Below are 11872 nucleotides of genomic sequence, written 5' to 3' on the forward strand. Positions count from 1 at the left end.
CGTAACTCACCGCGCCCCGCCCCGCGGCCGAAGCTGCACACCAGCACCCATGAGCTGCTTGCGCACGCAGGCGTAGCTGACGCCAAATCCCTCCGCGATGCTGCCTATCGCCTGTCCCCGCTCGTACCGATCCGCGAGGTCCCGTGCCTGCTCACTCGTCAGCTGTGAGCCTTGCGGGCCACGAGACCTGATCGGCTCCCCCACCGCGACCAGCAACCGTTGCACCTTGTTCGGGCTGAATCCATGCCGGCTGCCAATGACTGCGAGCGTCGCTCCTGTTCGATACGACGCAAAGATCTCGTCCCTGACCGCCGGAGGGACGGCGTCCGGATCCTTGCGGGTGAGTTCCAGGCGCTTGATGAGGTTGTCGAGCGTCGTCCGATGGACACCGAGCTTCGTGGCTAGGTCGGCGATCGGCTCACCCTGCTCGTAGCCCTCAACGAACCCCATCTTCTCGTCGTCAGTCAGCTGCCGAGCCTTCCGAGGCAGACTTCGCCGCTCATCCGGCCGCCGATCAGGTCCTGTGGCCGCCAACCTACGGAGGTGGGAAGCCCCTCCCGATTTATTCGAGTACCACTGAACGAGCCCCACCACACTTCGGCGATCGCCGTCGGGACGGCCGTCTCGTCCCCGGCCAGCGGCATCCACGAGCGCAAAGCCTCTCGACCGATCCGGGAGCGTCGCTCTCCGCCCGCGAGCGCGGGACCGTTCGTCGCGGATACGGCCGGGGCGTCAGATCCCGCTGACGAACTCGATGCGGGCCGCCCGACGGATGACGTCATCGGCGCGGGTGTGTTCGACGTCGGCCGCGTGCTCGGACTGCCGGCGGGCGCTTTCGCGTTCATCGCGAACGTTCCGTGAGATTCGCGCGAGGACGTCGGCGAGCACCGTCGAGAGGCCGCTCTCGAGTTCTTCGAGGTTGGACTGGTGGATCTCCAGCCGCCGGTCCGAGACGGTCAGGGTGACGTCGGGGTAGCCGGCCTCCGGGAGGGTGGCGGTGTCCGCGTGGAGAGCGTTGAGTTCTTCGGGAAGGGGGCGCCGGTTGAACACCGCGTCGATCTGGTAGCGCTGCGGGGCGTCGGGGGTCCCCAGGCTTTTCGGGAGCGAACCGGGGAGGACGGACGTGAGCCCGAGGTCGCTGTCGGAGGATGCGGGGGCGGGTTCGATCGTCATGGCTGGGCAGGCTCCTCGTTCGTGTCACTGGTGCTGCTGGTGACCGGCCGCGATCGGAGCCCGGGCGTATGGCCGACGGGTGAGGGGCGGTCGGATGCGGACCCGGTCGCCGCGCGTGCAATCTCTGCCTCTCGTCGCGCTCGGGTCTCCTCGGAAGGGGCGTACCCCTGCCAGTGCTCTCCGGTCGCGTCCGCCCATCGTCCTCGCCGGGCGCGGGCGCGGCGAGACTCGTCGGAGGTGGTGCCGCCGCCGTCATCCGACCAGTGTGCAGCAGCGGTGTCGTCCTCTTCGTCCGTCGATGTGTCGCTCATAGCCGGACTCTACGCGCGCGATTGTCGGACGGATAGGAGGGGTCCGACATCGGCCACCGACGGGACCGGATCAGCTCGATCGTCGTGCGGCGCTGCGGCGCACGAAACCGAAGATGACGGTCCCGACGAACAACACGACACCGATGATTCCGAGCCAGAGAAGCCCTTGGAAAGTGAACCCCACGATCGAGAGCACCACCCACAGCACGAGAAGGATGATCAGTACGGTCCACATGTTCGCGACTGTACGCGCCCACGACCGGCTCGTACCCCCTGCCTCTGCCGGCGATGCGTTTCCCGGCTTTTCCGACGGCCGCCGGACAAGAAGCGATAGATCCCGCGCGGGCGGTGCGCATTTTCTCGGTTCCGCAGCACGGCCTCCCCGCGCGCCACCGCGATACCCTGGAATCCGGCGTAGCCGCCCGTGCGGGCACCGCCCCACACTATGAAGACCTCCTCGCTCTCCGCCCTCCGCCATGACGCCCCGGTGCTCGTCGTCGGTGACGGCCGCATGGGCCGTGCGCTCGCGGCGTCGCTCGAAACCGTCGGCGTCTCGGTCGTCGGCCCCGCGGGTCGGGGCGAGAACGGTGCGGATGCCGGAATCGTGCTCCTGGCCGTCCCCGATGCCGCGATCGCCGATGCGGCGCGGGCCATCGCACCCGGCCGGCTGGTCGGGCACCTGTCGGGCGCGCTCGACCTCTCGGTCCTCGCGCCGCACGAGGCGTTCGGCATCCATCCGCTCATGACCGTTACGGGTGCGGGGGCCTCGTTCGCGGGCGTGACCGCCGCCCTCGCCGGTACGACCCCGCGCGCCCACGCGGTCGCCGAAGCACTCGCGGACGTCCTCGGGATGACGGGCGTCCGGGTGCGTGACGAGGACCGTGCGGCGTACCACGCGGCCGCGTCGATCGCCGCGAACTTCCTGGTCACGCTCGAGGGCATGGCGGAAGACCTCGCCGCGACCGCCGGCGTCGACCGCGACGCGCTCGTGCCTCTCGTGCGCGCCGCCGTCGAGAACTGGGCCGATCGCGGGGCGGCATCCGCCCTCACCGGCCCCGTCTCACGCGGAGACGACGTGACGGTCGCCCGCCAGCGCGCGGCCATCGCCGAGCGGATCCCCGACCGTCTGGCGCTGTTCGACGCCCTCGTCGACGCGACACGCGACCTGGCCGCGACCCAGCGCGCCGGAACCACGGCGACCCCGTGAGCCCCCGGATCGTGCGCACGGTCGCCGAACTTCGCGCCGTGCTCGCCCCGCTTCGCGCGGCCGGCGTCGGCTTCGTGCCCACCATGGGCGCCCTCCACGAGGGACACCTGTCACTGCTCCGCGCCGCACGGAACGACAACGGCACGGTGGTGCTCTCGATCTTCGTGAACCCGACCCAGTTCGGCGAGGCCGCCGACCTGGACGCCTACCCGCGCACCGAAGCGGCCGACGTCGCCCTCGCCGCAGAAGCGGGCGTCGACGTCGTCTTCGCGCCCTCCGTCGCCGAGATGTATCCCACCGGCTTCGCTACCACGGTGTCGGTCGGCGGGGCGATCACCGGCACCCTCGAAGGCGCCGAACGCGGCCGGGCGCACTTCGACGGGGTCGCGACGGTGGTCTCGAAGCTCCTGTTCGCCGTACAGCCCGACCGCGCCTACTTCGGGGCGAAGGACGCCCAGCAGGTCGTCGTCGTCCGCCGGATCGTGGCGGACCTCGGCATCCCGGTCGAGATCGTCACGCGACCCACGTCCCGTGATGCGGACGGGCTCGCGCGCTCCAGCCGCAACACGCGCCTCTCCCCCGATGATCGCGCGGTCGCCGCGGCCATTCCCCGGGCGCTCCGGGCGGCACAGGATGCCTTCGTCGACGGCATCCGGGACCCCCGACGTCTCACCGACACCGTGCGCGCCGAACTCGTCGGCCTCTCCCCCGAGTACGTCGAGCTCGTGGATGCCGACAGCCTCGACCCGATCCGCGAGATCGAACGTCCGGCGCTCCTCGCGCTCGCGGTCCGTGTCGGGCAGGTGCGCCTGATCGACAACGTGGTGCTGGTGCCCGGGGTCGACGACCGCATCGCCCTCGGCCCCGCCGAAAGGAGTCACGCATGACGAGTCCGAAGGTCACGCTGCGACGGCTCCGCGAGCTCGCCGACGCCGGAACGCCGATCGTGATGGTCACCGCGTACGACTTCGTGTCGGGCCGCGTGGCCGAGCGGGCGGGCGTCGACATCGTGCTCGTCGGCGATTCCGGGGCCCAGGTGGTGCTCGGCTTGCCCGACACGACCTCGGTGACGCTCGACGAGATGCTGACGCTCGCCAAGGCCGTGCGACGCGCGGTCCGCACCCCGCTGATCGTGTGCGACCTGCCGTTCGGCACCACCGAGCTGAGCGACGCGCAGGCGGTCGCCACGTCCGTCCGTTTCGTGCAGGAAGCCGGGGCCGACGCGGTCAAGATCGAGGGCGCCAATCCCGCGCGGCTCTCGCGACTCCGGGCGATCGTGGAGGCCGGCATCCCCGTGGTGGGCCACGTCGGCCTCACCCCGCAGACGGCCACGGCGCTCGGCGGTCTCCGCGCGCAGGGTCGCACCGCCGACGACGCGATCCGGGTCGCGCGCGACGCCCTCGCGGTTCAGGATGCCGGCGCGTTCGCGGTCGTGATCGAAGCCGTCCCCGCGGACGTCGTCGAGGAGATCCGGCGGGCGCTCCGCATCCCCGTCATCGGGATCGGCGCGGGCACGGCCGACGGGCAGGTGCTCGTGCAGCACGACCTCCTCGGGATCACCGAGGGCCGCGCGCCCTTGTTCGTGAAGCGGTACGCCGCGATCGGCGACGCGATGGTCGAAGCCGTCGAGGCCTACGCGCGCGAGGTGCGCGACGGCGTATTCCCCGCGGCGGAGCACGTGTACCCGGCGTCGGCGGAGGTCGCGGCGGCGGTGCGGGAGTATGTCGAGGGTCGCGACGACGCGGACCGCTGACGCCGCACTTGCACGCAGGTGGATGCCGAGCTCATCCGAGAAGCCCGCGCACACCCCCTGCCAGGCAGATGACACCGGCGACGGCCGCCACGACGCTGAAGAGCCGTACCCCGGACGCGTTCGTCACCGGCACGGGTTTGCGGGCCAGGGTGACGAACCGCGGCGGTCCCGTCAGTTGCGCCCGCAGGCGAACCGACAGATAGGCCAGCAAGACGAATACGCCGCCCAGGACGAACAGCGCTGTTAGGACGATCGGCGTGAATCGGGGGCCATGGGCGCGATCGGGCCACACACCGAGCACGCAGAGACACGCCAGGACGAAGAAGGTCGCCGACATGAGGGCAGCTCCGACCGCCACCGGAATCATGGCCCTTCCGTCTTGCTGCGGCTTCCTCAGGAACGCCCCTCGAAAGGGGATGCCAGAGTTGTCTCGGATGAAACCGCTGATCTCCACGGCAAGGAAATCGCGAGCACCGAAGGTCCCCGCGGAGATGACGAACGTGACAGACCCTGCAAGGCCCAAGAACCCAGAGCTCAACCCGGTCCCCATCGCATCCCCCACCCGCCGCACCGTGGCGACGACACAAGAGTATAAGGACCGAACTCCCGCCGGCGTGCCGACGTCTATCCGTGCGGTCACACCACCCGGGCAGGAGGAATCGTCATGCCGACTCGCCGCTCTTCGCCCAGCCGTCGGGCGCGGCGATGTTGAACATCCACGCGACGCCCCACGGGTCGACGATCTCGCCGTAGAAGTCGCCCCAGACCTGCTTCTCGAGCGACTGCACAACCTCGGCACCGCGCTCCACGAAAGCGTCGTAGAACCCCGAGACACGGTCGATCTCATCGCTCATGAACGCGGCGTGCACGCGGTTCTTGCCCCAGCCCTCCGCCGGCTCGCCGAACGCATCCGCCCCCATGACCGTGAATCCGTCCACGCGCAGCTCGGAGTGCATCACACCATCGGCGGGCGCGTCGGACATGCCGAAATCGGCGAAGGTCGAGATCGTCAGCTCACCGCCGAACACCGACCGGTAGAAGGTCATCGCCTCGCGGGCGTGACCGTCGAACGAGATGTAGACGACGAGCGACGTGGGCATGGCGGCATCCTTCGCTGGAGGGTGGTCGGTTGGGGGCCACGCTAGACCCGACCTCCGACACGCGAAAGCCCCATAGCGAGCACATAGGAACGATGAGGATGCCATGAGTCTCCGCCCCCGATGCTGAGGTCGTCCCCGAAACGACCGGCATCCAGGAGCAGACATGACCCGCATCCCCGAACCCGACCAGACCCCCCTCGGCCCCGCCTACGAAGGGCGCCTGCTCGACCGTCCCGACGACGAGGTCGTCGACCAGGGGGCGTCCTTCGACATGCGCACCCTCGTCAGCCGCCGGAACGTCCTCGGCATCGTCGGGCTCGGCGCCGGCGCGGTCGCCCTGGCCGCCTGCACGCCGCAGACCGCGGCCTCCACGGCCACCACGGCGACGGCCACCGCCACCCCGACCGCGAGCGCCACCGCGTCGGCGACTCCGACGGCGACTGCCGCCGCGGCGGCGTACGCGTCCGAGGAGATCCCGCAGGAGACGAACGGCCCCTACCCCGCCGACGGCACCAACGGCGTCGACGTGCTGAACCAGTCCGGCATCGTCCGCAGCGACATCCGCTCGAGCCTCGACGGCGGCGCGACCGCCGAGGGGGTGCCGCTGACGTTCACGTTCACGCTCAGCGACCTCGCCAACGGGAACGCCGCCTACGCCGGAGCCGCGGTGTACGTGTGGCACTGCGACGCCGACGGACTGTATTCGATGTACTCCGACGCGGTGGTCGACGAGACCTACCTCCGTGGCATCCAAGTGGCCGACGCGCAGGGTCGGGTGACCTTCACCACGATCGTCCCGGGCTGCTACAGCGGGCGGTGGACCCACATCCACTTCGAGGTGTACCCGGATGCCGCGTCGGCGACGAACGTGTCGAACCAGATCGCGACCTCGCAGGTGGCGTTCCCGCAGGACATGCTCGACGCCGTCTATGCCCTCGACAGCTACCCGGACTCGGCGCGCAACCTGGCCCAGATCGGCAGCCTCTCCAACGACAACGTCTTCTCCGACGGCTGGGACCTCGAGATGGGCACCTTCACCGGCGACCCGTCCACCGGCTACGTCGGCAGCCTCGCGGTCGCGATCGATGCGACGACCGAGGCCACCGTGTCCGGCGGCGGCGGACCGTCCCGCCCCTGATCCCCTCACACCCAGAAAAGAGACCCCCATGTTGCAGAACCTCACGGGCTGGCACGCCCTCCTCATCCTCGCCGTCGTCGTTCTGATCTTCGGTGCCGCCAAGCTCCCCGCCCTCGCGCGCAGCGTCGGCCAGTCGATGCGCATCCTCAAGCAGGAATCCGAGGCCGACCGCACCCCCGAGCCGGAGACCACGGCCGTCCCGACCGTCACCGACGCCGCGCCCCGCACCGCCCCCGTCGAGGCGGCTCCGCAGAGACACGTCGCATGAGCGCCGCCACCGTCGCCGCACGGGCGGCGATGCCGCTCGCCGGGCACGCGCGCGAAGCCCGCATCCGCTCGATGCGCGCGACGGTGGCACTCGTGGTCGGCATCATCGCCGGCTACGCCCTGTCGGGCGGCATCCTCGAGGTGCTGCGGGACCCGATCGAGCAGATCGCCCTGGCGCGAAACGCCAGCCTGAACTACGACAGCGTGTCCGCCGCGTTCGACCTCAAGGTGAAGATCGCCATCGTCGCGGGCATCATCCTGTCGAGTCCGATCTGGCTGTACGAGCTCTTCGCGTTCGTCTCGCCCGGCCTCACGCGCCGCGAACGGCGGATGACGGCCGGCTACACGGTCGCCGCGATCGTGCTGTTCGCCGCCGGATGCACGCTCGGCTTCGCCGTCTTCCCGCACGTCGTCGAGGTGCTCACGAGCTTCTCGTCCGACCAGGACAGTTCGATCCTCAACGCCGGCACCTACGTCGACTTCGTGCTGAAGCTCGTCGCCGCCACCGGCGTGGCCTTCGTTCTGCCGGTGCTCGTCGTGCTGCTGAACGCCGTGGGTCTGGTCTCGTCCCGGACCATCCGACGCCACTGGCGCGTCGTGGTCGTCGCCATCGTTCTCTTCAGCGCGCTGGTGACGCCGGCTGCCGACGTCCTGTCCATGTTCCTGGTGGCCGCGCCCATGTCGGCGCTGTTCGCCGCCGCCCTCGTTATCACGCACCTCGCCGACCGTCGGCGTGCGCGTCGCGACGCCCTCGACCGGAGATGACCCGATGTTCGGAATGAGCCTCGAGAAGCTGGTCCTCGTGCTGCTGATCGCCGCCGTGCTGATCGGCCCCACCCGTCTGCCCGACTACGCGCGCCGCCTCTCGAGCGTCATCCGCTCGGCTCGGGGGCAGATGGATGCCGCGACCGCACGGCTCGCGCAGGAGACCGGCCTCCCGCGGGAGCACTGGAACCCCGAGGAGTGGCGCCGCTACGACCCCCGGGAGATCGTGCGCAGCGCTCTGCGGGACGCGCCCGCGGACGCCACGCCACCGACATCGGATGCCACGGCCCCACGCGACACGACCGCCGACGAAACCGCGAGTGGCACGGCATCCGACTCCCCCGAGTCCGGTGACCCGTGGGCCGAGGTGCTGTCCGCACCCGAGACACTGGCGCGGATCCGCCCCGGGCAACGTTTCGTCGTGGTCGGCGGCTCCGCCCACCCCGCGCGTATCGCGCTCGATGATCTCCCGGACGATCACCCCGCTCGTCGGGCCGCGGAGGTCACGCCCGAGGACGAGCCGACGCCCGCCGCGCCGGTCCCGACGGGTGGGACGACGGGCCGGCCGCTCGCCCCCGCCGACGCCGCCGACGCCGGTTGATCGGTCGGCGACCGATACGTCACCCGCCTGCGCGCACATCCGCCGGCAGGTCGGTCGAGAACGCGGCGTGCGAGAAGCGCACCGTGCACCCCTGCCCGTTCGGCGACTGGGCGAGGAAACCGAACCGGGTGAACGGCAGATCGCGCCCGAACGTGAACACCCGGACCATCCGCCAGGTCTCACCGTCGGTGGAGGCGTGGAAGGCGATGATGTGCCCCATGCGGACCGCACGCAGCCACACGGTCGGCCCCTCGACGCCGAACGCGTTGGCATCGTCCGCGTACTCCCGGGTGACGACCGAGACCACCAGAGGCTCCTTCTCGCGGGACAGCTCGAAGCAGAGCTTCGCCCAGTGCGCATCATCCCGCCACAGCAGCAGGACGCCGGCGTCGAAATCGCTCGCGAAGTCGACGCTCACCTGAGCCGTGAACGTGAAGTCCCCCTCCGGCAGCTCCGCGAGCAGTGTGTCGGCGTTCAGCCGTGTGTACTCCCCCGTCACCTCGGTGTAGCCGGGGTCGAGGAAGTAGTCGGTCATCGGAGAGGAGGTGACGTCGACGCCGGTGGCGGACAGGCGCCAGTCGGCCTCCGACGAAGCGGTGAAGTCGAACGGGAGGGAAGGGAGACGGGGCATGTGAGTCTTTCGGATCGAGGAGGGGAACGGGGCGGGACGGTCGTCGTCCGTCACGAGAGGGCGAGGACGGCGGACGCGGCATCCGGATCGCCCGAGAAGGCCGCGGCCTCGATCGTGACGGTCGATGCCACGGGGTGGAACCGACCGTCCGACCAGCGCTGGAGGGGACGCGTCGACCCGACGATCTCGATCGAGCGTTCCTCACCGGCGGCGAGGTGAACGGGCGCGAAGCCGACGAGGACCCGGACGGGGAAGTCGGGGGCATCGACGCGCGCGTACAGCTGGACGACGTGGCGCCCCGGGCCCGACCCGGTGTTGGCGACCTTCACGCGCGCGGCGAAGCTCTCGCCCACCGGCGACGCCGCCTCGACCTCTGCGATGGCGAAGGTCGTGTACGACAGACCGAAGCCGAGCGGGAACGCGGGCTCGATCCCGTCGCGGTCCAGGAGCCGCTGCCCGTGCCACCGGTCGTATTCGATCGAGGTCGCGTTCATGTCGAAGAACGGCAGGTGGTCCTCGCTGGTGGGGATCGAGTACGGCAGCCGGCCCGCGGCATCCGATCGCCCCAGAAGCACGTCGGCGAGCGCGTGCCCGCCCTCACTGCCGGCGTACCAGCTCAGCAGGACCGCGGGAACCGCGGAACGCCACTCCTCGGTGACGACCGCTCCCGCGGTGACGATGGCCACGATGGTGCGGGGATTGGCCGCCGCGACGGCACGGATCGTATCCACGTCGTCGGGGCGCAGCCGGAGAGAGCGCCGGTCTCCACCGAGCGCCGTCCCCATGGAGTGGACTTCTTCTCCCTCGGCGGCCGGCGCGAGAAGCGCGGCCAGATCGACACCTTCCGGCGGCGGCGGGAACAGCGACATCAGCTCGGGGCTGTGGGACAGCTCGCCCATGTACTCGCCCTCATCGGCGGCGGTGTACCCGACGACGACGACGGCGACGTCCGCCGCGGATGCCGCGCGCGCGGCATCCGCGGTGTCCCCCGAGAGCACGGCATCGATCTCCGCGTCCGGCAGGGCCTCCCGCAGCCCCCGCAGCGGAGTGACCACGTGCGGTGGGCGCACGTTCGACGAGCCTCCGTCGCCGGTGTTCTCGAGGTCGGCGAGACGGCCGATCACCGCGACCCGGCGAAGGTCCTCCGCCGAGAGCGGAAGCAGCGGCCGACCGCCGACGGGCTCGTTCTTCAGCAGAACCGCCGCGGTGGCCGCGGCCTCGCGGGCCAGGGCCCGGTGGGCGTCGGAGAAGACCACCCCGGCGTCGGGGGCGGGATCCAGGTCACGGGCGAAGAAGGCCAGCTGCGTCGCGAGGATCCGTCGCGCCGCACGGTCGACATGGCCCCAGGAGGCGCGTCCCTCGTCGAGATCGGCCCGCAGCGAGACGGCACGTTGCTGTCGGAACGGTTCCTCGACATCGAGCCCGGCGGCGAGGGACTTCGCCGGGTCGCGGAGCCCGAAGATGAAGTCGCTCACCGTCACCCCGGTGAAGCCCCACTCCCCCCGGAGGATGTCCTCCATCAGGTACTCGTTCTGACCGGCCCACTCCCCGTTCACGCTGTTGTACGCGGTCATGATCCCGTCGACGCCCTCTTCGACGACGCGACGGAAGTGCGGCAGGTAGACCTCGTGCAGCGTCGCCTCGTCGACGGTGACATCGACGGTGAACCGGGCGTTCTCCATGGAGTTCAACGCGTAGTGCTTGGCCACCGCCATCGCGTGACGGCGTACGCCCCGGGTGAGCGCCGCCCCGAGTTCACCGAGCAGCAGGCTGTCCTCGCCGTACGTCTCCTGCGCGCGCCCCCACGCCGGATGCCGCGGGAGGTTTATGCACACCCCTCCGAAGAAGTTGGCGCCCTGTGCGCGCATCTCGGCGCCGATCGCGCGTCCGATGCGCTCTTCGAGGTCGACGTCCCAGGTCGCGCCTCGGGCCATGGACACCGGGAACGCGGTGGACCGCCCCACGACGACAACCCGCGGCCCATCGCTGAAGCGGAGACCCGGGATGCCGAGCCTGTCGACCCTTCCCATGATGATCGGCTCGGTGTTGTACCCGCCGCCGGACATCTGAGCCATGCCCGACCAGAAGTCGTCGTCCCCGTCCAGGAGCCACAGCTTCTCGTCCGGTTCGAGGTGACCCAGCAGTTCCTCCGTCACCTCCTCGACGAGGGCTCCGCGGCGAATCCGCTCGACGCCCGAGGCGAACACCGTCGACGCTGTCGTCGTTGACATGCCTGCTCCTTCGCTCTTACCTGCATAAGTGCAGGTAAGAGCGAGTGTATGCGAGTCGCCAACCGGAAGGGAAGGGCCGATGTGTGAACCTGAAGTCATGACCTCCGTGCCGAGACGAGTCCGACTGACCCCGGAAGCCCGGCGGGCCCAGCTCATCGCCTCGGCCCTGACCCAGATCTCCGAGCGCGGCTACAACGGCTTCACGCTCTCGCGCCTGGCCGCCGATTGCGGCATCACTCGAGCCGGAGTCGAGCACTATTTCCCCGACGCGGCGAGCCTGCTCGTCGCGGTGCTCGAACACCGGGACGATCTCGATCTCGAGGCGGTGACCTCGACCGCGCTCCGGGGGTTCACCGGGGCAGAAGTCGCCTGGCGAGGCCTGGATGCCCTGGTCGAACGAAACGCGCAGCAGCCGGAACTCGTCCGGCTCTACGCCCTGCTCGAGGCCGAGTCCCTGCATCCCGATCACCCGGCGCACGACTACTTCATCGACCGGACGCGCAACGCCCTCGCGGCGCTGACGAACCTCGCCGCCGACTGGCATCCCGATCCGCCGTCCTTCGCCGCTGTCGTCCTCGCTCTCCTGGACGGGCTCCAGCTGCAATGGTTGCGCGAGCCCGGCAGCGACCTGCTCGACCTCTGGTACCGCGCGGCATCCCTGATCGGCCGTCCCGCCCGCACGACGCTCGAGTGAG

Annotated in this window: 15 protein-coding genes; 8 read left to right on the top strand and 7 right to left on the bottom strand. The window is 70.3% G+C overall.

Translation table 11 applies throughout. The annotated features are described in order from the left end of the window. Nucleotides 1-6 precede the first annotated feature (6 nt). The 3 genes from BW982_RS18405 to BW982_RS18290 form a co-directional block, all read right to left on the bottom strand. Nucleotides 7-450: a helix-turn-helix domain-containing protein gene (locus BW982_RS18405; protein WP_076494242.1), complete on the bottom strand. Its 444-nt coding sequence runs from the start codon at nt 448-450 to the stop codon at nt 7-9. 282 nt (nt 451-732) lie between these two features. Next, nucleotides 733-1173, bottom strand: a complete 441-nt coding sequence (locus tag BW982_RS13995) for a hypothetical protein (RefSeq protein WP_076494244.1) — start codon at nt 1171-1173, stop codon at nt 733-735. Nucleotides 1174-1554: 381 nt separating this feature from the next. Continuing rightward, a complete protein-coding gene (locus BW982_RS18290) occupies nt 1555-1719 on the bottom strand; it encodes a cytochrome c-type biogenesis protein (protein ID WP_175611111.1) in 165 nt (54 codons plus the stop codon). Between the two features lie 210 nt (nt 1720-1929). On the opposite strand from BW982_RS18290, the gene BW982_RS14000 reads away from it, so the two are divergent. The 3 genes from BW982_RS14000 to panB are packed head-to-tail and all read left to right on the top strand — an operon-like array spanning nt 1930 to nt 4444. After that, the gene (locus tag BW982_RS14000; protein WP_076494246.1) at nt 1930-2691 is read left to right on the top strand and encodes a DUF2520 domain-containing protein; all 762 of its coding nucleotides are present in this window, start codon (nt 1930-1932) and stop codon (nt 2689-2691) included. Beyond that, on the top strand, nt 2688-3578 hold the full coding sequence (gene panC / locus BW982_RS14005; protein WP_076494248.1) for a pantoate--beta-alanine ligase: 891 nt from the start codon (nt 2688-2690) through the stop codon (nt 3576-3578). The genes BW982_RS14000 and panC overlap by 4 nt, the downstream gene beginning before the upstream one ends. Beyond that, nucleotides 3575-4444, top strand: coding sequence for a 3-methyl-2-oxobutanoate hydroxymethyltransferase (gene panB / locus BW982_RS14010; protein WP_076494250.1), 870 nt, complete (start codon nt 3575-3577; stop codon nt 4442-4444). The genes panC and panB overlap by 4 nt, the downstream gene beginning before the upstream one ends. Nucleotides 4445-4475: 31 nt before the next feature. Here panB and BW982_RS17900 read toward each other — a convergent pair whose 3' ends face one another. Together BW982_RS17900 and BW982_RS14020 are read right to left on the bottom strand one after the other, a co-directional pair. Continuing rightward, nucleotides 4476-4781 (bottom strand): hypothetical protein, encoded by a 306-nt coding sequence (locus BW982_RS17900; protein WP_175611112.1) that lies wholly within the window; start codon nt 4779-4781, stop codon nt 4476-4478. A gap of 325 nt (nt 4782-5106) precedes the next feature. Continuing rightward, complete coding sequence (locus BW982_RS14020; protein WP_076494254.1) at nt 5107-5544, bottom strand: VOC family protein; 438 nt, start codon at nt 5542-5544, stop codon at nt 5107-5109. Between the two features lie 163 nt (nt 5545-5707). On the opposite strand from BW982_RS14020, the gene BW982_RS14025 reads away from it, so the two are divergent. From BW982_RS14025 to BW982_RS14040, 4 genes are read left to right on the top strand one after another with little or no spacing between them, the layout of a single operon-like run. Next, nucleotides 5708-6682 (top strand): dioxygenase family protein, encoded by a 975-nt coding sequence (locus BW982_RS14025; protein WP_076494256.1) that lies wholly within the window; start codon nt 5708-5710, stop codon nt 6680-6682. A 28-nt stretch (nt 6683-6710) separates the two neighbouring features. Continuing rightward, entirely contained in the window at nt 6711-6950 is a 240-nt protein-coding gene (locus tag BW982_RS14030) for a twin-arginine translocase TatA/TatE family subunit (RefSeq protein WP_076494257.1), read from the top strand. Next, a complete protein-coding gene (tatC, locus tag BW982_RS14035; RefSeq protein WP_083696711.1) occupies nt 6947-7714 on the top strand; it encodes a twin-arginine translocase subunit TatC in 768 nt (255 codons plus the stop codon). Before BW982_RS14030 ends, tatC begins: the two co-directional genes overlap by 4 nt. Nucleotides 7715-7727: 13 nt before the next feature. Beyond that, nucleotides 7728-8315, top strand: a complete 588-nt coding sequence (locus tag BW982_RS14040; RefSeq protein WP_175611113.1) for a twin-arginine translocase TatA/TatE family subunit — start codon at nt 7728-7730, stop codon at nt 8313-8315. Between the two features lie 19 nt (nt 8316-8334). Here BW982_RS14040 and BW982_RS14045 read toward each other — a convergent pair whose 3' ends face one another. Together BW982_RS14045 and BW982_RS14050 are read right to left on the bottom strand one after the other, a co-directional pair. Next, entirely contained in the window at nt 8335-8946 is a 612-nt protein-coding gene (locus tag BW982_RS14045) for a DUF1349 domain-containing protein (RefSeq protein WP_076494375.1), read from the bottom strand. A gap of 50 nt (nt 8947-8996) precedes the next feature. Continuing rightward, nucleotides 8997-11177, bottom strand: a complete 2181-nt coding sequence (locus tag BW982_RS14050; RefSeq protein ID WP_076494260.1) for a beta-glucosidase family protein — start codon at nt 11175-11177, stop codon at nt 8997-8999. 97 nt (nt 11178-11274) lie between these two features. On the opposite strand from BW982_RS14050, the gene BW982_RS14055 reads away from it, so the two are divergent. Next, a complete protein-coding gene (locus BW982_RS14055; RefSeq protein ID WP_076494262.1) occupies nt 11275-11871 on the top strand; it encodes a TetR/AcrR family transcriptional regulator in 597 nt (198 codons plus the stop codon). The last annotated feature ends 1 nt before the right edge of the window (nt 11872 follow it).

Origin of the sequence: Microbacterium sp. RURRCA19A (assembly GCF_900156455.1) — a bacterium.
Classification (GTDB): domain Bacteria; phylum Actinomycetota; class Actinomycetes; order Actinomycetales; family Microbacteriaceae; genus Microbacterium.